Origin of the sequence: Paenibacillus yonginensis, assembly GCF_001685395.1 — a bacterium.
Taxonomy (GTDB): Bacteria; Bacillota; Bacilli; order Paenibacillales; family Paenibacillaceae; genus Fontibacillus; species Fontibacillus yonginensis.
In genome coordinates, this window is sequence record NZ_CP014167.1 from 3,153,817 (window position 1) to 3,178,129 (window position 24,313).

24 protein-coding genes and 1 riboswitch are annotated in these 24,313 nt (G+C 49.6%); of the genes, 6 read left to right on the forward strand and 18 right to left on the reverse strand.

Annotation, left to right across the window (positions count from 1 at the left end; genetic code table 11):
- Nucleotides 1-36: 36 nt before the first annotated feature.
- Nucleotides 37-987 carry a primosomal protein DnaI gene (dnaI, locus tag AWM70_RS14280; RefSeq protein WP_068697462.1) on the reverse strand — a complete coding sequence of 317 codons (951 nt, stop codon included), beginning with the start codon at nucleotides 985-987 and terminating at the stop codon, nucleotides 37-39.
- Nucleotides 988-1,031: 44 nt separating this feature from the next.
- Entirely contained in the window at nucleotides 1,032-2,540 is a 1,509-nt protein-coding gene (locus AWM70_RS14285) for a replication initiation and membrane attachment family protein (RefSeq protein ID WP_068697464.1), read from the reverse strand.
- A 214-nt stretch (nucleotides 2,541-2,754) separates the two neighbouring features.
- Here AWM70_RS14285 and hemQ point away from each other — a divergent pair, with 214 nt between their 5' ends.
- Nucleotides 2,755-3,504: a hydrogen peroxide-dependent heme synthase gene (gene hemQ, locus AWM70_RS14290; RefSeq protein WP_068697467.1), complete on the forward strand. Its 750-nt coding sequence runs from the start codon at nucleotides 2,755-2,757 to the stop codon at nucleotides 3,502-3,504.
- Between the two features lie 101 nt (nucleotides 3,505-3,605).
- Here hemQ and AWM70_RS14295 read toward each other — a convergent pair whose 3' ends face one another.
- Together AWM70_RS14295 and AWM70_RS14300 are read right to left on the reverse strand one after the other, a co-directional pair.
- Entirely contained in the window at nucleotides 3,606-3,857 is a 252-nt protein-coding gene (locus AWM70_RS14295) for a hypothetical protein (RefSeq protein ID WP_068697469.1), read from the reverse strand.
- Nucleotides 3,857-5,050, reverse strand: coding sequence for an NAD(P)/FAD-dependent oxidoreductase (locus AWM70_RS14300; protein WP_068697470.1), 1,194 nt, complete (start codon nucleotides 5,048-5,050; stop codon nucleotides 3,857-3,859). The genes AWM70_RS14295 and AWM70_RS14300 overlap by 1 nt, the downstream gene beginning before the upstream one ends.
- Before the next feature lie 137 nt (nucleotides 5,051-5,187).
- On the opposite strand from AWM70_RS14300, the gene AWM70_RS23490 reads away from it, so the two are divergent.
- Nucleotides 5,188-5,469, forward strand: coding sequence for a hypothetical protein (locus AWM70_RS23490; protein ID WP_169823446.1), 282 nt, complete (start codon nucleotides 5,188-5,190; stop codon nucleotides 5,467-5,469).
- Nucleotides 5,470-5,475: 6 nt separating this feature from the next.
- Complete coding sequence (locus tag AWM70_RS14305; RefSeq protein WP_068697472.1) at nucleotides 5,476-6,477, forward strand: NAD(P)/FAD-dependent oxidoreductase; 1,002 nt, start codon at nucleotides 5,476-5,478, stop codon at nucleotides 6,475-6,477.
- A 191-nt stretch (nucleotides 6,478-6,668) separates the two neighbouring features.
- Here AWM70_RS14305 and sda read toward each other — a convergent pair whose 3' ends face one another.
- The 3 genes from sda to AWM70_RS14320 all read right to left on the reverse strand — a co-directional run bounded on the left by sda (nucleotide 6,669) and on the right by AWM70_RS14320 (nucleotide 8,645).
- Nucleotides 6,669-6,812, reverse strand: a complete 144-nt coding sequence (gene sda / locus AWM70_RS14310; protein ID WP_094094054.1) for a sporulation histidine kinase inhibitor Sda — start codon at nucleotides 6,810-6,812, stop codon at nucleotides 6,669-6,671.
- A 284-nt stretch (nucleotides 6,813-7,096) separates the two neighbouring features.
- A complete protein-coding gene (locus AWM70_RS14315) occupies nucleotides 7,097-7,759 on the reverse strand; it encodes a YheC/YheD family protein (protein WP_068697474.1) in 663 nt (220 codons plus the stop codon).
- A gap of 529 nt (nucleotides 7,760-8,288) precedes the next feature.
- Nucleotides 8,289-8,645, reverse strand: coding sequence for a HesB/IscA family protein (locus tag AWM70_RS14320; RefSeq protein ID WP_068697476.1), 357 nt, complete (start codon nucleotides 8,643-8,645; stop codon nucleotides 8,289-8,291).
- Nucleotides 8,646-8,973: 328 nt separating this feature from the next.
- Between AWM70_RS14320 and mqnE the strand changes: the two genes are divergently transcribed.
- Together mqnE and AWM70_RS14330 are read left to right on the forward strand one after the other, a co-directional pair.
- Nucleotides 8,974-10,080: an aminofutalosine synthase MqnE gene (gene mqnE, locus AWM70_RS14325; protein WP_068697478.1), complete on the forward strand. Its 1,107-nt coding sequence runs from the start codon at nucleotides 8,974-8,976 to the stop codon at nucleotides 10,078-10,080.
- A 128-nt stretch (nucleotides 10,081-10,208) separates the two neighbouring features.
- A complete protein-coding gene (locus tag AWM70_RS14330; protein ID WP_068697480.1) occupies nucleotides 10,209-11,270 on the forward strand; it encodes an NAD(P)/FAD-dependent oxidoreductase in 1,062 nt (353 codons plus the stop codon).
- A 159-nt stretch (nucleotides 11,271-11,429) separates the two neighbouring features.
- Here AWM70_RS14330 and AWM70_RS14335 read toward each other — a convergent pair whose 3' ends face one another.
- Nucleotides 11,430-11,690, reverse strand: coding sequence for a YuzB family protein (locus AWM70_RS14335; RefSeq protein WP_068697482.1), 261 nt, complete (start codon nucleotides 11,688-11,690; stop codon nucleotides 11,430-11,432).
- 86 nt (nucleotides 11,691-11,776) lie between these two features.
- Here AWM70_RS14335 and AWM70_RS14340 point away from each other — a divergent pair, with 86 nt between their 5' ends.
- Complete coding sequence (locus AWM70_RS14340; protein ID WP_068697485.1) at nucleotides 11,777-12,022, forward strand: NifU family protein; 246 nt, start codon at nucleotides 11,777-11,779, stop codon at nucleotides 12,020-12,022.
- A gap of 71 nt (nucleotides 12,023-12,093) precedes the next feature.
- On the opposite strand, the gene AWM70_RS14345 is transcribed toward AWM70_RS14340, so the two are convergent.
- The 10 genes from AWM70_RS14345 to AWM70_RS14390 all read right to left on the reverse strand — a co-directional run bounded on the left by AWM70_RS14345 (nucleotide 12,094) and on the right by AWM70_RS14390 (nucleotide 24,247).
- Nucleotides 12,094-12,864: an SDR family oxidoreductase gene (locus AWM70_RS14345; protein ID WP_068697487.1), complete on the reverse strand. Its 771-nt coding sequence runs from the start codon at nucleotides 12,862-12,864 to the stop codon at nucleotides 12,094-12,096.
- A 69-nt stretch (nucleotides 12,865-12,933) separates the two neighbouring features.
- Nucleotides 12,934-14,529: a response regulator gene (locus AWM70_RS14350; protein ID WP_068697489.1), complete on the reverse strand. Its 1,596-nt coding sequence runs from the start codon at nucleotides 14,527-14,529 to the stop codon at nucleotides 12,934-12,936.
- Nucleotides 14,507-16,417 carry a sensor histidine kinase gene (locus tag AWM70_RS14355; protein WP_083180315.1) on the reverse strand — a complete coding sequence of 637 codons (1,911 nt, stop codon included), beginning with the start codon at nucleotides 16,415-16,417 and terminating at the stop codon, nucleotides 14,507-14,509. The genes AWM70_RS14350 and AWM70_RS14355 overlap by 23 nt, the downstream gene beginning before the upstream one ends.
- 65 nt (nucleotides 16,418-16,482) lie before the next feature.
- Entirely contained in the window at nucleotides 16,483-18,174 is a 1,692-nt protein-coding gene (locus tag AWM70_RS14360; RefSeq protein WP_068697493.1) for an extracellular solute-binding protein, read from the reverse strand.
- Between the two features lie 107 nt (nucleotides 18,175-18,281).
- On the reverse strand, nucleotides 18,282-19,172 hold the full coding sequence (locus AWM70_RS14365) for a carbohydrate ABC transporter permease (protein WP_068697495.1): 891 nt from the start codon (nucleotides 19,170-19,172) through the stop codon (nucleotides 18,282-18,284).
- An 18-nt stretch (nucleotides 19,173-19,190) separates the two neighbouring features.
- Nucleotides 19,191-20,159, reverse strand: coding sequence for an ABC transporter permease (locus tag AWM70_RS14370; RefSeq protein ID WP_068697497.1), 969 nt, complete (start codon nucleotides 20,157-20,159; stop codon nucleotides 19,191-19,193).
- A 238-nt stretch (nucleotides 20,160-20,397) separates the two neighbouring features.
- A complete protein-coding gene (locus AWM70_RS14375) occupies nucleotides 20,398-21,258 on the reverse strand; it encodes a MetQ/NlpA family ABC transporter substrate-binding protein (RefSeq protein ID WP_068697499.1) in 861 nt (286 codons plus the stop codon).
- A gap of 93 nt (nucleotides 21,259-21,351) precedes the next feature.
- Complete coding sequence (locus AWM70_RS14380) at nucleotides 21,352-22,020, reverse strand: methionine ABC transporter permease (protein ID WP_068697501.1); 669 nt, start codon at nucleotides 22,018-22,020, stop codon at nucleotides 21,352-21,354.
- Nucleotides 22,021-22,022: 2 nt separating this feature from the next.
- The gene (locus tag AWM70_RS14385; RefSeq protein WP_068697503.1) at nucleotides 22,023-23,081 is read right to left on the reverse strand and encodes a methionine ABC transporter ATP-binding protein; all 1,059 of its coding nucleotides are present in this window, start codon (nucleotides 23,079-23,081) and stop codon (nucleotides 22,023-22,025) included.
- A 205-nt stretch (nucleotides 23,082-23,286) separates the two neighbouring features.
- A riboswitch (SAM riboswitch) is annotated at nucleotides 23,287-23,405 on the reverse strand.
- A 122-nt stretch (nucleotides 23,406-23,527) separates the two neighbouring features.
- On the reverse strand, nucleotides 23,528-24,247 hold the full coding sequence (locus tag AWM70_RS14390; protein ID WP_068697505.1) for a Cthe_2314 family HEPN domain-containing protein: 720 nt from the start codon (nucleotides 24,245-24,247) through the stop codon (nucleotides 23,528-23,530).
- Nucleotides 24,248-24,313 lie beyond the last annotated feature (66 nt).

Here is a 24,313-nt window from a genome sequence, read left to right on the forward strand (position 1 = left end):
CTTCACGCGATCTTCACGTTGTTCATCCAATCTTCATCAAGCTCTCCGCTGGTTGCTCCCGTTCACCGTCACCACGTCCACAAACGGAGCGATCCTGTCCATCAGCCGCTGGCCTTTATAGGCCTCTTCGCCATCCTTACTTGTAAAGCTGAGATGCTTCTCCAAGTCGGGCAAATCATAATTGGACGTATAAAAAGTCGGCCGGCGGTTCATTCTGTAATTCAAAATAGAACCCAGAACATGATCCCGAACCCATGGATTCAGGTTCTCCGCACCGATATCGTCAAAGACAAGCAGATCAGCCTCGCGCATCGTGTCCACCATTTCCTTCAGCCGCTGGTTGTCCTGCATGACATATTTGACTTCTTCCACAAACTCGGGCATATACACAATGACGCCGGTGTAGCCGGATTCGGCCAGCTCGTGGAGCAGGTAGGACATCAGAAATGTTTTTCCGGTACCGAAATGTCCTTTCAGATAAAGGCCTTTGCTGGGCAGACCGTTCGCCTGGACGTCGTTAATATACTGCAGAACCTGACCAACAGCCGGGGCTCTGTTCTTGTCTTTGGACACAATCTCAACGGCGTTATAACCTTCCTTAAGCGCCCGTTCGTCAATATAAAAGCTTCTGATCCGCTTCCGCACTTCCGTCTCATGCTGATAAGCCAGCTGCTTGGAGCAGGGGACCTTGCGTTCATAAAGCTCGGGGGCAGCCGTTACCGTCTCCACCGTCAGCTTCGTATAATGCCCCTGAAAATCATTCGGGCAGCGGTCCAGACCCGGGCAGGCCGCGCAGTTGCGGCTGTCTTTGACGTACTGGTACAGCTTGCCCAGATGAAGTGTAAGCTGGCTGCGGTCCAGCTCCGGATGAAGCGTAAGCAGCTCGGTGATCAGCGGATCTTCAAACAGCTCCTTCATAACGCGCTCGGAACGGGCTTTGAGCTGCGGACTTTTCATTTGGGACAGCAGTTCGCCCAACGATTCCATGTTTCCGCTCCTCCGTTTCCTAATCTATTCAAATTCGTTTGGCTTTATTTCTTCTGGCCGTTTTGCATTTGCTCCGCCATTTTGAGCAGCTCGGCAAATTCTTCCTCCGACAAGGTTTTGTCCGTATTTACCGCGCTTGGCACGATCGGAATCTCGGGTTTCGCTTTATTGCCCCGGGAATAATTCCGGCTTCTCCCGCCCGCTGCAGCGGTAGACCCACCTTCCCTTACCGCCTTGTTCAGCTTCTCTTGGTCGCGGATGTAGCTGACCGCCTTCTCATAGGTTGTCACCTGCTTCAGCAGCATATTGGAAGCAATCGTTTCAACGAATTTCCGGTTAATCCGCTGTTCTCCTCCCGAAGTAAGCAGCATCATCAAATAATGAATAAGGACATTGATCACTTCTCCGGGCAGCTTGTAATTCAGATCGATTTTCTCAAAAATATCCAGAAGGTTGTCCGGTACCGTCCCCGGAAAAAATTTCGGCAGCAGCCGGGTATGCGGTTCATTGCGGAGCATCATGTTATATTGATGCACGTCGCATTTGCCCAGCAGCTGCGGCGGAACCTCCAAATAAAATTCCATCTGCACGGAGTGCTCCTCCGGCATGTCCGCGGCTTCCTGGTCCTCCTGGCGGAGCGCCACCACCTTGCCCATCGCTACGCTGCGCTCCTCCTGGCGTTTCTTGCCCTGACGGAAATGGAGATTGGCTTTATGCTGCAGCTCATCCAGCTGAAGGCTGCCGTCCGCGGCAAAAATGCCGTCCTCATCCAGCAGCCGGCACAAATCCTGGATGCTGAGATCATATTTACGGGCCGTATAGTTAATGACCCCCATCTTGTCCTGATCGAAGCGCAGAGACTCCACATGCTTGCGGTTCAGCGAACCGCGCGGGAACCGCATAATGATGTCCGCGTAATTATACAGCGGCTCCTCCTGCCTGTTCTCCGGCTGTCTCGAAATCGCCATTTCGGAAATCGCCTGCTCCAGCTCGTAATCGATGGTATGTGTATTTAGTTGAAAAATATCATAAAACGGCACGGTCAGGTTTTCTTTGCTCATCGCCCTGCCATATTCGCTAGCTTCCCGGCTAAACATCTGCTCCTGCAGCGACAGCACCGCAAATTTCCCGAGCTTGTCCCGAAGCAGCAGCGTCAGGTGCTGGGTTTTGAAAAATTCCGACGGTGTCAGCGGAGGCTGAAGCTCGTATTCGTATAAGTAATCTTCGCTCTCCGGGACATAAACCCGGCTGCACTGCAGCAGCCCGACCGCCTCCAGCCTGGAGGCCTGCTCAATCAGCAGCTTGCGGCCTTTCTCGCTCGGCTCTATGCCAAGGGACAAGAACAGGTGGCGCTGCTGCTCCATCTTCGAATAACCGACCTGTTCCAGGGGCACCCGCCCAAACAGAAATTGATAAAGGGCTATGGCAAAACCGCCTACCATCGGCTGGTAAATGAGGCTGAGCATTTTCTGTCCAACGGTACCGAGATCGAAGTCGCGATATACGCAGTAACGGTGGTTTTCCGTAAAATGATGCAGATTATGAATGCGCAAAACACTATCGCTCCTTTCCGGTTAGAACGTCGTTTCTCTATTCTATCACAAAACTTTTCGACTTGAATCGCTAAATATAAACAATTGAGAAAGCAACCTGAAACCAAAAAAATCACGCCAAAATCCATCATTTTGTGAAGATATCATGAAGTCGTTTGCCCCCCGCTCTTCCATTGAGCTACAATATGACATATCTATCTTGAGGAGTGATTTCATGAGTGAAGCAGCTCAAACCCTGGATGGCTGGTACGCCCTGCACGATTTCCGGTCCATTAACTGGGCAGCCTGGAAAGCGGCGGATGATGAAGAACGCGCAGTAGGCCTTGATGATCTTCGCGTGTTTCTGCAAAGCTGGGCGGAAACCGAAGAAGCCAAGGCGGGCAGCACGGCTATCTACAGCATCGTTGGACAAAAAGCCGATTTCGTGATCGTTCACCTGCGTGAAACGCTGGAAGAATTGAACGCTCTGGAAACGGAATTTGATAAATCTACTTTTGCCGATTACACCACCAAAACTTATTCTTATGTCAGTGTAGTCGAACTCAGCAACTATCTGGGCAAAGGCGACGGTACCGATCCCCGCCAGAAACCGGAAATCATGGCGCGGCTTCAGCCGATCCTGCCCAAATCAAAACATATCTGCTTCTATCCGATGAATAAAAAACGCGAGCTTGCCGACAACTGGTACATGCTTTCCATGGAAGAGCGCCAGAACCTGATGCGCAGCCACGGCTTGATCGGCCGCAGCTATGCCGGCAAGGTAAAGCAGATCATTACCGGCTCGGTCGGCCTGGACGACTGGGAATGGGGCGTTACGCTGTTCTCGGATGATGCGCTTCAATTCAAAAAGCTGGTCTACGAAATGCGATTTGACGAAGTCAGCGCCCGTTACGGGGAATTTGGATCGTTCTACGTGGGCAACCTGCTGACGCTCGAAGGTTTCGAACAGCTGCTTAAGCTATAAGAATTGGGACGAGCTTCGCTGCTCGTTTAAAAATACAAGGTCGGGCTGATGACTGTTCATCGCCCGACCTTTTCTACGATTGTATGCATGCCGATTGTGGTTTAATCCTCTTCTTCTTGCATCCGCCGAATGGATTCCAGGAACTCTGCCGTTTCGCGGTCGCGGTCGCGGCTTTTCTCCTTCAACCGTTCAATGGCCGGCAGGATCAGAATATCGACTTCCTTCTGAATGATATAAGCCAGATCATAACGCTGATTGCCCTCTAGATAAGAGCCGACCTCCATCAGGGCGTTATAACGGTCCAGCTCCTCGCGGGTCAGCAGCCCGCGCACCTGAACGCTGCAGTGACGCATTACAAGAATCTCCCTTTCTTCAAAACCAGCGGAATGCCGCCGATAATAAACAGATAACGCAGATCTACCAGCTTCTTGAGCTGAGCGGCTCTCCAGCCGGTCATCTTCTTGTCGCCCACGACAGCAATCGCTTCTCTTTTGCCGAGCGAAGCCACGGTTCCTTTATTGACGAACTCAAACGGACGGGATGCCCCGCCGCGAATGGCGGCCACGATATTTTTCGCACAAACCACACCCTGCTGCATCGCAATCTGGGCCGTCGGCGGATAAGGCCGCCCTTCCGGATTAAACATCAGGGAATTATCTCCGATAATAAAGACGTGATCCATTCCAGGAACCCGCAGCGTCTCATCCACCTTCACCCGGCCGCGTACCGTTTCAAAGCCGGAAGCCTCGATAATCCGGTTGCCGCGTATGCCGCCCGTCCAGACCACGGTTGCGGTTTTGATCGTTTCTCCGCTATCCAGCACGACACCGTCCGGCCGGCATTCCTGAATCGCTGTACCCAGTTTGAAATTAACGCCTTTCTTCTCCAGCACGTTCATTGCATGCTCGACCAATTCCGGATCAAAGCCCGGCAGTGCGCTCGGCGCAGCTTCTATATTATAAATATGAACTTTGGAAGGCTCGACGTCATTCTCTCGGCACAGCCGTGGAATGCGATCGGCCAGCTCAGCCACAAATTCGATGCCGCTGAAGCCGGCGCCGCCCACTACAAAATTCAAACGTTCTTTGCGGGATTCATCCGTTTTGTACAAAGCAAACTGATATTCAATATGCTGGCGGATCATCCGCACGGAATTAATGCTTCTAATGGTAAAGGCGTGCTCCTCCATACCCGGGATGCCAAAGGTCTCCGGTTCGCCGCCAAGCGCAATGACCAAATAGTCATAGGACAAGGTCCCGTCCTCCAGAATCACTTTCCGGTCGGACAGCCGCACTTCGCGTACAGTCGATTTCACCAAATCGATCTTGAACTCATCGATCAGCTTGGAAATCGGCACGCGGGTGTGCTCGATCGAATCGGTACCGGCAGCCGGCATATGTAAATGAGTCGTAAAGTAATGATAGTCGTGTCGGTTCACGAGCGTTACGTCCGCTTCGTTGTAGTTAAGTTCCTTCTGTAATCGTTGTGCGGTCAAAATCCCTCCGTAACCTGCACCCAAGATTACAATCTTAGGAATGGTGCTCATGTTGGTTTTGACTCCTTCCGGCAACTCCTGCTTAATTTGTCTTTTGGTAAATTTGTAAGTGCGTCACAAAAAAATTGTGAAAATTCACACTTGAAATTTGCAACATTAATTGATGGATCTTCGCCTTTTGTTCTAAAATGAGCATCGCGAGAAGATCTGGCCCTCCAATCGTATTTCCAGACGGAAAATTACGCCAAAAACGCGCTAAAATTCCGGCAAAAAAGGGGATACAGAGGATAGTTCCATTGCATTCTAAAGGCAAGCTTACAAAAGATCAAGTTTTATTTTCCCCTCTTCCAAAGAGACTGTCCAGCAGGGAAAAAGCTGAAAAATTCATGAAAAAGACGAAAATTTGCAATCTATCCCTCTCCGATTATAATACAATAGACCTGATTACATTATTTGCTTTGAAGGAGTGATTACACGTGTCAGCGCCTGAAAATAACGGTGATTTCACCGATCTGCTTATTATCGGAGGCGGGCCGGCCGGCATGTTTGCCGCATTCTATGGCGGCATGCGCCATGCGTCCGTGAAATTGATTGAAAGCATGCCCCAGCTCGGGGGTCAGCTGGCCGCGCTTTATCCCGAGAAATATATATATGATGTTGCCGGATTTCCGAAAGTAACAGCCCAGGAGCTGGTGAACAACCTGAACGAACAACTCAAGCTGTTTAACCCTGAAATACGTCTCGAAGAGAAGGTCCAGCAGGTAGAGAAAAAGGACGAGCGTCATTTTGTCGTCACGACAGATAAAGCGGTTCACCATGCCAAAGCCGTCATTATTACAGCAGGCGTTGGTGCCTTTGAACCCCGCCGTCTTGAACTGGAGGAAGCTGCCCGTTTCGAGGGGGTTAACCTGCATTATTTTATCAGTGATCTGAATCAGTTTAAGGGACGCAAGGTGCTGATCAGCGGCGGAGGCGATTCGGCCGTAGACTGGGCGCTTATGCTGGAGCCTATTGCCGAGCAGGTAACGCTGATTCACCGCAGGGACAAGTTCCGCGCCCATGAGCACAGTGTGGAGAACCTCTATGCCTCCGGAGTCAATGTCATTACGCCAACTGAGATTACAGCGCTGCATGGTGCGGACCGCATCGAAGCCGTCACACTTTCTGATGTCAAGACGAAGGAAACCCAAGAGATCGAAGTCGACGACGTCATCGTGAATTTCGGTTTCATCTCTTCGCTGGGACCAATCGCCGAATGGGGGATTGAAATCGAGAACAATTCCGTTGTCGTGGATTCCCGAATGGAGACCTCGATGCCGGGCATTTTTGCAGCCGGAGACATTACCACTTATCCGGGTAAGCTCAAACTGATTGCAGTCGGCTTTGGTGAAGCGCCAACGGCTGTGAACAACGCCAAAGTATATATAGATCCCGAGGCCAAGCTGTCGCCGGGACACAGCAGCAACCTCAAGCTGTAGATTCCTCGCAATTAAACTTATACAAAAAGGGTATCCGGACAAAGGACAGTTCAATCCGTCCAATCTGGATACCCTCTTTTATTTATGCTCCGTTTCATAACGTACATGGCATGCAAAACCAAAACCTCAACCATCATTTCGTAACATTGAATGAAGTCCATCAGGCATACTTTGTCATCTAACGGCATAATTTAATGAACAAGTGGGGTTGCTTCCACATTCAGCTCGCGCTTGTGAATTTCCGCCAACAGCAGTGCAATGAATTCCCTCTCCAATTGGAGCTCGGTCGCCATCCGATAGGAATCCAGCAGCATCTCATCTGTTAACAGCGCCATTTTTAACACTCCCTTTCCTTTTTTTCCCTATGATAGCAAGAATACATAAACAGAACAAGTGTTCCTTTATCCACAAACAACTGTGGAAATCCTGTGAATAATTTGTTGGTAAACCTCGAATCTCCCCATATTACACTGAGGATATTGTGGACAAAAGTTATGCACAGGTTAAAAGGGCCTTTTTGCCGTCAAAAATTTTTTTTCTTTGAACGGCTTTCGTTATGCCAATTGTCAATGATTTACCCATAAAAAAGAGACTAAACGAGAAAAACAGGAAATTCCTCCTATTGCGGACGTGTATTGACCTCAAATATCCAGATCTTCCCGCCCGCATCAACACCATAATCAAATCCTAGTTCCCCGATACCTGGAAAAGCGTTCTCCAACACTCTAATACTTGTATTGGTGAGCTCGCGCATTTCCTTACGTTTGAGTGCAGCTTTTTTTCCGGAGAAGCAGAGGCTTAGCCCTTGTCTGGCTGTTAACTGGCGTCCGCCCTTGCACAGGTTGGTAACAAACAAACCCGGCCGCGCCAATCGGCCCACCATGGAACGGTACTGCCAGCTATCCCCTACCTTGACCACCTTCACCCGGTAATCAATCGGTCTGCCGGAGATGCGGGCAAGACGAATTCCCTGCTGAATCAAATACTTACGTTTCACTTTGGCCTTGCCAAGCGCTGCAAACAAGGCACCGAATGAGCGATATACCTTCTTCATGGTTCCTTTTGTAAAACTGTACGTACTGCCGCTCCACTCTACTTTGATGACGCCGTATCCACCGCCGCCCCGAACAGGCTTAATTACGACCATGCCGAAATGATGAAGCATGTTCTTTAAGTTGGTTTCATCATACAGACGGGTCTGCGGGATGTGTCCGGCAATGGAGGGCTCCGCAAGCAGAGCTTCAGTCTTGAGCCACTTATCAGCAAGCTGTCTTCCTGGCATACAAACCTCCCCTTTCTGTTTAACAGGGCATGGTTATATATACTCGAGACAGCCAGCTTCTTCTTGGATGATTGTCCACGGCTTTCCGCCTGATTTTCAGGAGAGTTGTATAGTAGGTCAACAAAATTAAGCGGGGTACGCAAAAAGGCCTTTGATCGACTGCGTCTGTTTCAATGTGCCTGATCAAAGGGTAAACTTGGGTGGTAGGTATGGCAACATTTTATAAGTGAATTCCGGGTTTAATATAAGGAACTGGTGTTGGGTTAGACAAGTAGACATATCGATGACATCAGCCTGCGCTATTTGTTCCAAAGAGCATTATATCCTATCCTCTCCTTATTGAAAATAAGGATTTAATCATAAAATAGCTTATAGTTTTAAATATTTGTGTTATTTCTCCGTACTTGATCTGTGAAAAAATGCCTACTATTCCTGCCATGCGCAGGATCATGGCAAAATAAAAAAGGTTCTCCCCGCCAGGATTCCGGGAATCCCTGCAGGAAAAACCTCAGCCGGCCGCAGCCAGCTCTTATTCGCACACTTCAGGCCGGCCTTCTTCATCTCTCATCTTAAAGGACTGGCCGCAGCCGCAGGAAGCGATCGCATTCGGATTATCAATGGTGAAGCCGCCGGACATTCCGGTTTCTTCAAAATCGATTTTGAGACCGTTCAAGTAGCGAAGGTCACTTTTATCCACTACAACCTTTAAACCGGACACCTCCATAAAAACATCCCGGTCCGACTCCTGGTCGTCAAATCCCATGGCGTATGAAAATCCGCTGCAGCCACCGGGGTTGACGCCAACACGCAGGAACAAGTCGGGGTTCTCCTGTTCGGCCAAAGTGCTCTTGATTCTATCTAGGGCAGTATCGCTAATATTAATCATAATTTAGAACCTCCTTTACCTTACTATTTACAGTATACGCCTTCTCGCTGCGGGTCTCAACCAAAACGAATACCTATATAAAAATTCACATACATATGTTTAAAACCTTTAAGTTAGGGCGAAATTCCTCGTTTTTACTCGGTTGTTCCCGAAATTTCGTCCTGTAACTGTTATTGCCCCTGTAAGAACAGAGGTTTATAATAGGACGAGTGATAATTGTCGGAATTTTGTCATGCCCTAAAATTTTAGGAAATATATTTTTCTTGAGTGACCTGTTCATTATTTCACAATAAACGGTACTTAGAGATTTAGGAATGGAGGAAATTGTATGTCCGTTGTTGCGCTCCCTCATCAGGACAAAAAGATGGCTGAAATTATTGAGAAAGTCAAAAACGGGGTAAGGTTATCTTTAGAGGACGGAGTTTACCTTTATGAAAGCGACGATTTGCTGACGATCGGCCAACTGGCTAATGAAGCGAATCTGAGAAAGAACGGGAAAAAAGTTTATTTTATTGAAAATATGAGCCTTTACTTCACCAATGTTTGTGAATCGTACTGCGCCTTCTGCAACTTCCGCAAGGACGAGGGCGAAGAAGGCGCTTATACGCTGTCCGGTCAGGAAATGATCGAATATGTGGAGCAGCACATTCATCCGGGAGTCCGCGAATTCCATATCGTCGGCGGCCATAACAACCATGTTCCTTTTCAATATTATGTAGATTCTTTAAAAGCTTTAAATGAGCGTTTCCCCAATGTGACGCTTAAAGCCTATACAGCTGCCGAAATTGAGTTCTTTAGCCGGCTCAGCGGCCTGAGCATTAAAGAAGTGCTTCAAGAGCTGCAAAAGGCCGGATTAAAAACCTTGACCGGCGGCGGCGCAGAAATCCTGTCCGATCAATACCGGCAAAAAATGAAGGTGGACAAAGCCAATGTCGACCAATACCTCGACGTTCACCGTACTGCTCACAAACTGGGCATGAAGACGCACACCACGATGCTGTACGGCTCAATCGAATCACATGAAGACCGTATCCGCCACATGATCCAGATCCGCGAGCTTCAGGATGAAACCAACGGTTTTATGGTCTTTATTCCATTGTCCATGCAGCCTAAAAATAAAAACGCCAGCATCATGCGCCGCAATTCGGCTTACGAAGACCTGAAAACCATCGCCATCAGCCGTTTGATGCTTGATAATATTGACCACATTAAAGCTTACTTCATTAATATCGGCACCCAGCTGACTCAGGTTGCTCTCAGCTTCGGAGCTTCGGACGTTCACGGAACCATCCTTAAGGAACGGATCAGCCATGCTGCCGGAGCCGTAACTCCTGAAGGGATGACCCGCAAAGAACTAATCTGGCTGATCAAGGGAGCGGGACGTATTCCCGTAGAAAGAGATACGTTCTATAACGAAATTGAAGTGTACGAATAAATTCAAATGTTTGTTGACACAGTTGTGATCCAAGTTGTTCAAATAGAAGGTGTTTTAAATTAGTGTGCCGCTGAAGTACCAATACCAGTACCAAATACCGCGGCAAAATGAAGGGGACTCATTAGACTATGAAACATTTTGTTATTCTTGGCGGCGGATACGGCGGCGTTACCGTAGCCAATCATCTTTTTAAAGGCCATCTTCCAAGCGATGTGCAGGTGACCTTGGTAGACCGTATGCCATTTCAAAGCATGAAAACCGAATATTATGCGCTTGCCGCAGGAACTTCATCCGACTTTGAGCTACGTGTTCCTTTTCCCGAGCATGAAGGCCTGCAAATCAAATACGGGGAAGTGACTTCCGTAGATCTGGAGAACAAGCAGGTTATTTTTGCTGCAGCTGATCCGCTTCCTTATGACCAGCTGGTCATCGCACTGGGTTGTACCGATCGTTTCCACGGTATTCCGGGCGCCAAAGAGGTGTCCTCAACGATCCAATCGTTCTCGGCGACGCGCGAAACTTACCGCAGAATTAATGATCTGAAGCCCTATGGCACTATTCACATTGTCGGCGGCGGCCTTAGCGGTGTGGAAGTAGCCGCAGAAGTACGCGAAAGCCGGCCGGATTTGAACATTACTATTCTCGACCGCGGACCTCGCGTTCTCTCTGCCTTCCCTGAGACGTTATCCCGTTATGTATCCAAATGGTTCCATGACCACGGGGTAGAAACCCGCTCTCACATCGGCATTACCTCGCTGGAGCCGGGAATCATCCATAACGGCTCGGAAGAGATTCTGTCGGACGTTACTATATGGACCGCAGGCATTCAGCCCGTAGAGCTGGTTCAGAAGATGGACGTAGCCAAAGACCCATCCGGACGTGTGCTGCTGAATGAATATCATCAGATTCCGGAATATCCGGAAGTGTTCGTATGCGGAGACTGCGCAAGCCTGCCGTTTGCGCCAAGCGCACAGGCCGCTGAAGGCCAGGGCGAGCAAATCGCTCATGTAGCCCTTGCGCAGTGGCGCGGAGAGACGCCGAAGCTGGGAGCGATCAAGCTTAAAGGCACGCTTGGCTCGCTGGGCAAGAAAGCCGGATTTGGCCTGATGGGCAAACGTTATGTGACCGGGCGAGTGCCTCGTATTCTGAAGAGCGGAGTGCTCTGGAAGTCCAAACGTCATCTTGGCTAGGCTTTTGAGGGATTGCACTTAACAATTGACTCCTTAATACTTAATACCGATGCGGAGCCAGCGACTGCGGCTTCATATCCCATACAAATCCCCCTCCGGCTCTCCGGAGGGGGATATCTGTTTTACAGTAAATGCAACTTATGGATAAACCAGCCTTCCTTAATCCAGATCAAAATCCAGCGCATCCCAGGCTTCCATTTCCTTGATCTTGTTCATAATAAGTTCATACAGCTTGTCCGCGCTCTCGGCTTCGACGATTTCTCCATTCACCAAAGCATAAGGAGCGGCCGAGCATAAACCGCAGTTATTTAAACAACCGTATTCAATGACGTCGTAGTCCGGATTCTCCTCCAGCTTCTCCATCACCTCATCGGTTCCGAAGTGCATGTTGCTGACGCAAAATTCAATGATGGGTCTCATGCTGTTATTTCCCTCACTTTATCACCATTTTAATTTAGTCTAATTTGTACTATAATAACATTATGTTCTGAAAGGAGTTGATATCAATGAGCACAAATGCACAAGATACATTGTACGATGAAGTTCTGGAGGTTCTCGACAAACTTCGTCCGTTCCTGCAGCGCGATGGCGGCGACGTTGAACTGGTAGACGTTGAGGACGGCATTGTTAAGCTGAAATTGATGGGTGCCTGCGGCAGCTGCCCAAGCTCCACGATCACGCTGAAAGCCGGTATCGAACGCGCCCTGTTCGAAGAAGTCGAAGGCGTACAAGAGGTCGTACAGGTATTCTAATTTTTTTATAGAAAGTCTTGGTGTTCCTTCCGGAATGCCAAGACTTTTTGTTTGTTCACCAGTCGGTGCGCCTATGGTTTGATCAGAGGACGAATAGGATCAAGGCCGCCCGAAACGTCCATAATGTTGCCTGTAATGAAATCCGAATCCCTCTGGCACAGGAAAGCAATAACCCGGGCTACATCCTCCCCGCTGCCCGGTCGTCCACGCGGCGTTTCGCCATCCTGCAGGCCGCTGACCTCGGCAATCGATTTCTCCTTATTGTCCCCCCGAATATCTCCCGGACATACCATATTGACCGTGATGCCATGAGGCGCCTCTTCGACGGCCAGCGTTTTGGTGAAGGACACCAGTCCGGTCTTGGCAGCCGCGTAAACGGACCTATGGGGCCAAGCTCTGGATTCAGCCGCATGCCCGAAACCAAAATGGATAATACGCCCCCAGCCCTTCTTGCGCATGCCCTCCAGCACCAGATGATCCAGCAGCATCGTTCCGGTCAGGTTGCCTTCAATCAGCGAAAGAATTTCCAGCCAGGAATAGTCGGAGAACAGCTTGCGCTCCCGGATAAACGGACCGGCGTTGTTCACCAGAATATCAATGCCGCCCAACTCCCGCTGAACCGTTTCAACTAGCATTATAATCTCATCATGTTTGGAGATGTCACCTTTAACCGAAATGCACCGAACGCCGAGCTGACGGATCTGCATTTCCAGCTCCCGGGCTTCCCGTTCGCTGTGGACATAGTTCAGCGCAATGTCATAGCCCTGCTCCGCCAGAGCCAGCGCCGTGCGTTTGCCCAGGCCTTTTGCGCTGCCTGTGATCAGGGCGATTTTAGCGTCCAAATGGGCCTTCCTCCTTCCAATAACTGCACGCTGTACTGAAAATGTAAGCTTCCCCTGCTCATCTTTCGGTTATTCGCGGCTGCCAAACCGTTCACTTCCGACGAACAGCTTGCCGCGATATTCAACGGGAGAGACTCCTTCAAGCTCCTTGAATACCCGTGAGAAGTGTCTTGTATTCTCAAATCCAACCGCACTGCTGATTTCTGACAGCTTGAGCTCGCTGGTGCCGATCAGCTCTTTCGCTTTCCGGATTCTGACCTTCTTCAGGTAAGTAACGAAGCTCTCCCCGGTATAAGCCTTAAAGGCTTCACTGAAATAAGAATAGTTCAGGGATACGTGATTGCTTACCATGGCCATATTGAGGGGGCGGTAATAATTGTGCTCGATATAATCCACCGCCTCCTTCATGTCGCCGTTCTCGCTGTGCGCTGACCGGATTTCTTTGATATATTCATTCAGGCTGAACAGCAGCTGCTGCAGTGACCTGAAATAGTCATGAAAATGACGGAAGTTGGACAGGTCTCCTACTTTGCGATAAAGCTTGATCACTTCCACAGACGCTTCACCAAATAGGCGGAAGACTTCATCAAGAACCTGTTCATTGATCCGCTTGCTTACCTCATTCAAATATCCTAGATCAAGGTCTGCCAGTTGGTCAACTTTGAAAATATGGTGCAGCAGCTGCCCGATTTCCTTCTCCTGCTTTGTTCCGAGAATATTTCCCAGCTTGCGGATTTCTTCCTTTGGCAGGACCTGGGCCTGCCTCTGTGCGGGCAGCTCCTTGTACCAAATCAGGCGTGTCTTCGGAAAAATAAATGTATAGTTGAGAGATTCCACCGCCTGCCTGTAGCATTTAGGAAGATCCTCAAGCCGGCTTCCCTCCTCGCTGACGCCAATCAATAACCCGTCAAGCTCCTTCTCGCCCGCCAAAGCCGAAAGCTTCGCCAACTTATGGTGCGGCCCCCCTACAAGCACAACTCTTCCTTCACGATCGAGCAGACAAGCGTCCAGCTCTCCGTCGACGGCTTCAAACATGTGCCCAGCAAGCTGCCTCAGCTCCTCTTTCTTCATTCGGCTGCCGTCTTCGTATTTATAATTCAACACGGCCACCGTGAACGGAGAAGTAAAACGGGCAATATCAATGTCTTTGCTCCACAACTCGATTTCTTCCTCTGTAAGATCCTCAAGCAGCATCAAATCCAGCAGAAGCCCCGATTGGACCCGCTGCCGATAGCTTTCAGTAGCAGACAGTTGTTCGGCAATCCGGGATTGTTTGTCCAGATTGGCTTTGCATTTTCGCAGCGCCCCAAACAGCTCATCCCGGCGGATCGGCTTCAGCAGATAATCGACAGCCTGATACCGGATAGCCGCTTTGGCATATTCAAATTCTTCATAACCGCTCAAAATAATGACCCACGGCCGTCCCTGTTGGCCTTGAGGCAAAGGTTCTGAAGACAACCGCTCGATCAGCGCTATTCCGTCCATCACAGGCATCCGGATATCCGTAAGGATAATGTCTGCGCCTTCAGCACGGTATAGATCAAGCGCTTCCGCCCCCTGCGTTGCCGTAGTCATTTCATATTCATCGGGAAATTCCCGCTCGATCATGGTCTTTAACCCGAAACGGATATTCTTCTCATCATCAACGATCATCAGCTTTATCATCCGAGTACACCCTCCCAGTTAACATCACTTTCGGCAAAATTATCTCAACTCGGGTGAACTTCCCTTGCTCGCTGAACACCTGCAGTCCATATTCTTTCCCATAGAACAACCGGATTCGTTCCTGTACATTGCGGAGGCCAATTCCATAAGTGTTTGACTCGGTTCCATGGGCTTGGGGAGTTTTGTCCAGGAGTCCCGCCCACATCAGCTTCTGGTTCAGTTCTTTGAGCATTTCCGGCTCAAGCCCTCCCCCATTATCCGAGACGGTCATCCTGATCTTGTGCGGCTCCCATTCCTCCACCTGAATCCTAATTTCCCTCATTCCGGATTCTTCTCCTGTCCAGGCATGCTTAACCGCATTCTCCACGATTGGCTGCAGCGACATCTTCAGCATCTCCTGCTCCATATAATCGCCGGGAATATCAAGCACAAGCCGGATCGGCTCGTCAAACCGAATATTCATTACCTCTATATAATTCTCAATATGCCGGATTTCGTCATGGAGCTTCACATATTCTCCTGACCATTTGAAATTATATCTCATCATGCCGCCCAGAGAAGTGAGCGCATCTGAAATAGCTCTCTGGTTCTCAATTTCTGCCAGCATTTTAATATTCTCTAATGTATTATACAGGAAATGGGCATCGATTTGGTTATGGAGTGTACGCAGCTCGGCTTCCTTTGTTAAAGCCTGCTTATGTACAGCTCGTGCAACTAACGTGTTGATGGTGTTCATCAGCTTTGAAAAATGGTGAGCGAGTTCTCCAACTTCGCCTCCTCCGTGAATAACAAGGCCGCTGTAAGCCTTCCCTTTCCGGACCTTCTTCATTTCCTCTGTCAGCAGACGCAGATTCTTCAGTATAAAAGCGTTCAGCACATAAGCAATAACCGTTATCAGCGTAACAAAACCAATATTGGCGCCGATCAGCAAATTACGCGTATGCGAGATTTCCATAAGTACGCTGTCCATGGACACGATATTCAGCAGATCGGCATGGATCCGTTCAATCGGCTTGTGCAGGAGAAGAAAGGACTTGCCGTTCTCTTTATATTCGGCCTTCCATTCGCCGGTTGCCTTATAATGCTGAAGACGTTCCTGCACCGCCGCGCTCATCTCCGGATTGGCCGCTATAAACGAATGGCTGTCGCGTGTAAACAGCTGTGATTCACGATCGGCGATCAGCATTTGGGATTCGCTCTCCGGCGTCTCCGAATAGGTTCGGGGGCTGAAGTTCTGCAGCAGCATATCCACCTGAACCATGCCGACATGATGATTCGCCGGAATGCTCATCTCCCGAAGCAGCGACACCTTTGGCGTCGATACATAGGTATGCCCGTTATAACGATCTATAACGTCCGGGTCGCTTTCGGAGAAGGACCAGTATTCGGTTCCTTTCATTTCCTCCGCCTTCAGGTACCAGGGTTCATCCTCTACCCGGCTCTCGCGAAAGAAAATAGGCCAGATCTCTGTAATATTGCTGCTGGAGAACAAACGAAGATGCTCCACATTGGGATTGTAATACTGGATTCTTGTCAGAGCCTTGAAGCTGTTATTGCTGAATTCCACCAGTTCCCCGGTGTCAGGCTCGACGGTATTGGACAGATATTCTCTTACATCCGGATCATCATACGCCACTTGGGCTGCTCGGACCATGGACTCGATCTGAGTCTGGATATGCATTTCTTCCACATCAAGCAAAGATTGATTCTTCTCCTTGGCATCGCGTATGTACATAGCATTGATCGCTTCATACGAATAAAAGGACACCAGTGTACTGGGTCCTAAAATAATAAAAATATAAGCGGCGATCAAACGGCTCTGCAGCGAGCGGCGTCCAAGCCAATATGTAAATGAACCCCATAACACTTTCCAACGGTTGCTCTTCATAAGGCCAAAAACTCCTTTATGTAAACCCCAAAAGCCCGCTGCATGCGGGCTTTTGGGCACAGCTATTATTGAATGCCGAGTTTCTTCTTATTCTCTTCGTATTTCGTTTGTTGGAAGGCTATAACTTTATCAAGACCGAAACTTTCCTGCTTCTTGATATAATCATTCCACATCTTATCGAAATCGGCATCAGACGGAGTCATCAGCAGCTTAGGCAGCGTCTTGCCGCGCAGGTCTTTGATCTTGCTAAGAATAATCCCTTCCTCCGAGTTGGCTAGAGGATCCAGCAAATCGAATTCGGAGACACTTTTCGTCTTGCCGCGGGTCCAATCTTCCAATTGCTTGAATGGCTCAACCGATGCCGGTGTCCATTGCTGCGTAATATTGGTATCCTGCATCATCCAGAATGTGAAGGAAGAACCGTATTGCTTATCAAATGCAGCGCGGTCTTTGTTCATCAGATCAAACACTTCCGGCTTGAATTGGTCCTTGCCGTCAATTGTATCATAGCTGACGCCTTTTTCGCCAAGATAAAGGTCTTTCTGGCCTTCTTCACTCATCAGGTAAGTCAGGAACTTGATCGCCCGGGCTTTGTCCTTAACATCCTTGGAGATCAGGGTTACGGTCCATCCGGAGATTGACGGGCCGTTCAGTGTCGGCGGGTCCAGCTTTGTATTGGCTGGTCCGTCTACAGCGATATAAATTTTGTTAGGATCCTGCTGATACAAAGTGCCCTCTTGCGTTGCAAAGTCTGTACGCTGGTACAGCATGGCGAAGTAACGGCCTTGGGCGATTTTCTCTTCCATCTGCGGACGTTTGTCGATGAAGATATCCTTCGCCAGCAATCCCTCCTGGTTCGCTTGACGCAGGGTCTTCAGCCAGCGGATATATTCCGGATCCGTTTCGCGGTTGTACAGCTTGCCGTCTTTCTCTCTTGGAATAGCCAGGAAATTCTGAATGTAGCCTTCCAGAGAGTCGTTGCCGGAATCCGTGAATTCATGCAGACCGAGCGGAATGAGCGGTTGACCATCGACCTGAGGGAACATTTCCTGCGCTTTCTTCAGCGCTGCAAGGAAACCTTCAGGCGTCCGCATGTCCGGGCTGCCGATCGCTTCATAGATATCCTTACGGACTACAAAGGTCTGGTTGGATACATAAGTATCGCCGTATTTCTCATAGTCTTTAGGAGACGAAGAAGAGTTCGGATAGCCATAAACATTGCCATCAGCCTGTGTATACCAGCCCAGCTTATCCGGGTCAGCCACTTTGAAGAAATAAGGATCGTATTCCTCTGCCAATTTGTTCAGCGGCTCAACAAGCCCGCCTTCGATCATCTTCTTCACGCCGTCTTCATACCAGCCGAGAGTGATGAAGTCAGGCAGCTTGCCGGAAGCGATCAGCGTGTTCAGCTTCTCGTTCTCATTGCCGGCAGGGACGATAAAGTTAATGTCCACGCCAGTCTTTTTGGTCACATATTGTGACGTCGGGTCAACACCCCATTTATTCGGGAACCAGGAGAAGTTCAGATACCAGTCAAACTTGATGGGGGAGGTATCGGACTTCCAGCCCGGTTCATCCGCCGAAACTGTCGTTGCTGAACTGGACGGCGCCGTTGATTCCTTATTGGCGTTGTTAGCGCTTTCTGTTTTGGATGCATTGTTGCTGCTGTTCCCGCATGCAGACAAAGACAGAGACAATGCCATGATGGATGCCATCATCAGCATCGTCATTTTTTTGGACTTGATTTTCATGCCCATGCTTTTACCCCTTTTCTAAAGTATTATAATGATCATGCTATAAAGGCAACTCCAGAGCCGCCGGCAAGCGGCCCAGAGGAGCTACTGCGAGTGATGAGGACTCTGTTTCAGCCCTTGATGGAACCAATCATCATTCCTTTGACGAAATATCGCTGCAGGAACGGGTAAGCAAATACAATCGGAAGCGTAGTGACAACCATTGTAGCCAGTTTGACCGACTGCGAGGTTACCGATTTGGTCACGGCATTTCCTTGCAGGGCAGTCGTCATAATATTGGAGCTGGACTGCGCCACGACCCGGTACAGGAAGGTCTGAATGGGCTGCAGGGACTCATTATTGATATAGATAATCCCGGTGAAATAATCATTCCATTGGTACACGCCGTGAAACAGAGCTATTGTGGCAAGAACCGGCATGGAGACCGGGAGCACTATTTTTAGAAAAATCGTCCAGTCGTTAGCCCCATCAATCCGGCCCGCTTCTTCAAGACCGTCGGGAATATCCCGGAAGAAGGTCATAAAAATGATAAGGTCAAAGAAGCTGAACAAGACGGGAATAATATAAACCAGGAAGTTATCAAGCAAATGCAGATCGCGGATCAGCAGATAGGTCGGAATCAGCCCCCCGGAGAAAATCATCGTGATCGTCCCGAGCAGAATATAAAGCTTTCCTCCAATCAAATCCCTGCGCGAGAAGGCGTAGGCTACCATCGCCGTGAAAAACACGTGGGCAAAGACCCCAACCAGGGTTTTGGCAACCGTCAGCCACATGGCGGTCAAGATTCCGGCATTATTGAATACAGCCTTATAGTTCTCAATACTGAATATCCTCGGCCACCAGTAGATGCCTCCCAGCATGGCGTCTTTCCCGTCGTTAAAAGAATTGATCAGCACATACCAGATCGGATACAAGGTAGCGAAACAAATCAGCACCATCAAGATATTGTTTAAAAGGTCGAAGACGAATTCGCCTTTTGTTCTGCGGCTTGTTAAAAACATGAGCAGGTCCTCCTTAGCCTAAAACAACGAAGTGTCGTTGAGTTTTTTGGATACTTGGTTCGCAATCAGCAGCAGCACGAGGGCAATAACGGATTTGAACAATCCGATAGCCGCCGAATACGAGAATCGGCTTTGGGAAATCCCCATGTTGTAAACATAATAATCGATTACGTTACTGGCACTGTCATTCAATGAGTTATGCAGCACCAATATCTGGTCGAAGTTGGAGTTCATCACACCGCTTACAGCCAGAATAAACAGGATGCTGATCGTCGGCTTGAGAGCCGGAAGCGTTACATACCACATCTTCTGGAACCGACCAGCGCCGTCAATCGTGGCGGCTTCATACATTTCAGGGGAGATGCTGGTGATAGCAGCCAGATAAATGATAGCCGACCAGCCCAGCTCCTTCCATACATCCGAAGTGATGACAATGGTCCAGAAATAATTAGGCTCTGCCAGAAAGGAAATCGGCTGATCAATCAAGTGCAGCGCCATAAAAACATCATTGATAAATCCTGTATCAGCGAGCCAGGTAGCCAGAATTCCGCCAAGCACAACCCAGGACAGGAAATGCGGCAGGTAGGAAATCGTCTGAATCGCTTTCTTGAACCGCAGCGAACGCACCTCGTTCAGGAACAGGGCAAAAATGATCGGCAGCGGGAACGTCAGCAGCTTAAGCAGGCTGATCCCTAAGGTGTTCTTCATAACATAAGAGAAATTATCATCCGTTAAAAATTCCTTAAAATGCTCGAGTCCTACCCAAGGAGCGCTCGAGATCGTGCCTATAATGTCATAATCCTTAAAAGCAATGATGACCCCATACATCGGAATGTAGTTGAAAATAATCATCCATGCTATGCCGAGAAGCGCCATTACTTGAAGATATCTCTGTGAAATAAGTTTCTTCAGCCATTTTCGCCTCATGTTCGGCGGTGTTTCGGTTTGTATTACGGCTGCGGGCTGTGCAGACTGTTGTACATCCATCCCTATGACCTCCAAGCTGTCTCAATTCTAATTTGAAAGCGGTTCCAATTGATGTTTCTATTGTACCTGGAATTAATTAATGGAATAAGGCATCAAATTTCGTGTTGGGGGGTTCATTTTTCGGGTGGACCTCTTCAGCAGCAAAAAAAAAGCAGCCTGCTCCCCATCGGAGCAGACTGCCTGGTTGCTTTTCTGCCGAGCCGGCAGAAGCAACCTGCATGGTTTGGCAAGCAGCAGCTTAAAACGCCGGTACAACCGCACCTTGGTATTTATCTTCGATAAACTTCTTCACATCGTCGGAAGTGAGCGCTTGAGCCAGCTTCTGGATCGCGTCGGAGTCTTTGTTGTCCGGACGGGCTACCAGCAGGTTGGTGTAAGGAGAATCTTTGTCTTCAATAAACAAAGCGTCTTTGGTTGGAACAAGACCTGCTTCCAGTGCATAGTTCGTGTTGATCAGGGACAGATCCACTTCATCCAGCGTACGAGGCAGCATAGCAGCGTCCATCTCTTTGAATTTCAAATTTTTAGGGTTTGAGACAATGTCTTTTTTGGTTGCTTCAATCCCGGCGTCATCCTTAAGCGTGATCAAACCGTTTTTGGCCAGCAGTAGCAGAGCGCGTCCGCCGTTGGTAGCATCGTTCGGAATCGCTACGGTTGCGCCGTCAGGGATTTCATCTACCGTTTTATATTTGTGGGAATAAGCGCCAAACGGCTCCACATGAACACCTACAACGCCGACCAGATCGGTGCCGAGCTGTTTGTTCTGGTCATCCAGGTAAGGCTGGTGCTGGAAGTAGTTGGCGTCCAGCGTTTTGTCGGCCAGCTCTTTGTTTGGCAGCACATAGTCCGTAAATTCCTTGATCTCAAGGTCAATGCCTTCAGCCGCCAAAGCTGGTTTGATATGCTCCAGAATTTCGGCATGCGGTACGGCAGTTGCGCCTACAACCAGCTTCACAGGCTCAGCAGAAGCTGCCGTAGAATTTTGGGGAGCAGCCGATTCGTCCGAACCGGAAGAAGCATTGTTGGTGTTGTTGCTGCCGCAGGCGGCAAGGACGGCCACCATTACCAGCGTAAGTAAAGCCAAAGTCATTTTTCTCATCTGAATACCCTCCATTTGAATCCTAAATTTTGAATAAGGATGATTGCTCTGTATCTATGTTTGGTTCCTTAATTCCTTATGGATCTTATTTCCTTATTTCCTTGTAAAATGACGTACCAGCCGGTCACCGGCCATCTGCAGAATTTGCACAAGCACGATCATAAACAGCACGGCAATGATCATGACTTCCTTCTCATACCGGTAATAACCGAAGCGGATTGCCAGGTCGCCCAGGCCGCCTCCGCCCACCATACCCGACATCGCGGTGTAGGACACCAGCGTGACCGCCGTGATCGTAGTCCCGGCAATCAGCCCCGGAAGCGACTCCGGCAGCAGCACCCGCCGCACGACCTGCCCGGTAGAGGCGCCCATCGCATAAGCGGCTTCAATGACGCCGCGGTCCACCTCGCGCAGGCTGGTCTCTACCAGTCTGGCGAAAAAAGGCGCGGCGCCGATCACCAGTGGCGGAATCGTTCCCGTTACGCCAAGCGTCGTTCCTACGATCAGCTTTGTTAAGGGCAGCAAGGAGATCAGCAGAATGACGAACGGAACGGATCTTAAAATATTGACGATAAAGGAAATTACGGTGTATATCGAGTTGATTACCCGGTTATTCGAACGTGCCGTCATATACAGAAGGATGCCGAGCGGCAGGCCAATCACGATCGTGAAAAGGAGCGAATAGCCCATCATCGCAAGTGTATCGTAAGAAGCCTGCTTCATTTCATCCCAGTCGATTTGCGAAAAGTCCAATCCCCACATCGTTAACCCAGCACCTCCACATCAAAATCCCGCTCCCGCAGCTTGGCGACCGCCAGCTCTACAGCTTCTTTGGCTCCTGTAAAGCTCACCGTCAGCTGGCTGTACGGGACCTCCTTAATCGTGGAAACCGTGCCCTGCAGGATGGCAAAATGAACGCCGGTGCTGAGCACTACCTCGGATAAAGCGGTGCCGTAGGTGTTCTCGCCCAGGCAGGTAATCCGGAAGACAGCTCCGCCTGTATACGGGAGTGCGGCTGTCTCGGCCGCCTGCCGACCGGATGAAGCCGCAGCCCCGGCTATCCGCACTTCAGGCGCATCTCCGCCGGCTACATCCCGGCTGATAAACTCCTTGGTGACCTCATGTTTCGGCTTCAGGAATACCTCGGCCACCGGTCCCTGCTCCACGATCCCGCCTTCATGAATGACGGCTACCCGGTCACAGATGCTTTGAATGACATGCATTTCATGCGTGATCAGCAGGATCGTCAGCCCCAGCTTGCGGTTAATATCAAGCAGCAGCTTCAAGATCGAATCCGTTGTCTGCGGATCGAGCGCCGAAGTGGCCTCGTCGCACAGCAGCACGTCCGGATCGCTTGCCAGCGCCCGGGCGATGCCGACCCTTTGCTTCTGACCGCCCGACAGCTGGGAAGGGTATTTGCCGCTGTGCGCCTCAAGGCCGACCAGACTCAGCAGCTCCTCCACCTTGCTTTTCAATTTCGTCCGGTCTGTGCCCGCCAGACGAAGCGGGAACGCAATGTTGTCATACACGGTAGCCGAAGACAGCAGGTTAAAGTGCTGAAAAATCATGCCGATGCGGCGGCGTTCCAGCTGCAGCTCTCTTTTTCCCAGTGACGTAAGGTTGCGCCCCCCGACCCAGACTTCGCCGCCCGTAGGACGCTCCAGCAGATTGATGCAGCGGATCAGCGTGCTTTTGCCTGCGCCGGAATGGCCGATCACGCCGAAAATTTCGCCTTTGTCCACGGTCAGGTTCAAGCCGGACAACGCGGTGGTCGCTCTGGACTTGGAGCCGTAAACCTTGGTCAGATTTTTTAATTCGATCATGTATTCCCCGAACCCCCTTTCCTTCTAAATGCCAGACCCATTAAACTTATCATTTTTATCGGGATATCAAACGAATCTGAGCCCGTTGCCTGCCTAAACCCTTGTTCACAAGGCAGCAGAAGCCCCGGGACCCTCTATGAAATCTATCATCAAAAAGAGCCCCAAGCAGATGCTCAGGGCTCTCTAAATCTTCAGAGATCAGACCTTCTCATCTGCCAGAATGCCGACGCACTCTGAGGAATTAGCACCATGACATCCAAATGCGTGATTTGAATCGGTTGCTGGGCTTCATCGGGCCTTTCCCTCCGCCTCTCTTGATAAGAAATATTTAATTGGGTTCACTTGTTACGAGTTGATGATAGAATTTAGTATAGTAAGTCTCACATCTTTTGTCAAAGAAAATTTTCAGCCTGTTTCTGGAAGCCAGCTTCCACTCGCTTTCAAACTTAGCTTTTCGCCCGCTTTTCCTCGAACAGCCGGTTGATATACGAAAAAACCGCGATCAGCGATTTGCACGCCATTTCATAACCCAGCCAAAGATCCTTCATATACCGGTCCAGGTCCTCCAGCTCGATTTTGCCATGCAGCGTCTGATGTCTCTGCCACAAATCGTCCTGCATCTCCATGTTCATGAAATGAATCTCCGTATTTCTCCGCTTCCGCAGCACGGATATCGGCTCTTTATACGCCTCTCTGATCTCGTCCAGCTCTTGCCCCAAATCGGTATGCACCTTCAAATATGGGAACTGCCGAAGCACGGTAAAATAGGAATAATGCGGTTTTACCTTCTCCGTATGCAGCTCAAAGAAATCATCCAGCACGCAGCCGAGCTTATCCAGCAGGGAGAATAAACGGATAAAGCCGTCCTTGTAAAAATAAACGTATCTGGCGTAATCGCTTTTCTCCACCGGATCCATGTCGTCGATGAAATCGGTCTTCACTTTATTCCGGAAGAAACCGGCTGCAAAGGCGCTTTGCTCCAGCTCATCGATGGAGGAAATCAGTCCCCTGACCCAAATTTCCATCTTCCGGTAATCGTGGGTGGGGTCTTGACTGCGCTTGATTTCACCCTCCACCCGTTGAACGGTTTTGACCATGGCATCAACCGCTTCCGCAATCAGACCTTCATTCTCGCGCGGAGGTTCTCCGAGTAAAGTACGCAGCATATTTATCCCTCCTCTGGATGATCGGATCGTATCGCTAAAGAATGGAATCTGGCCCGATTGAAGCGG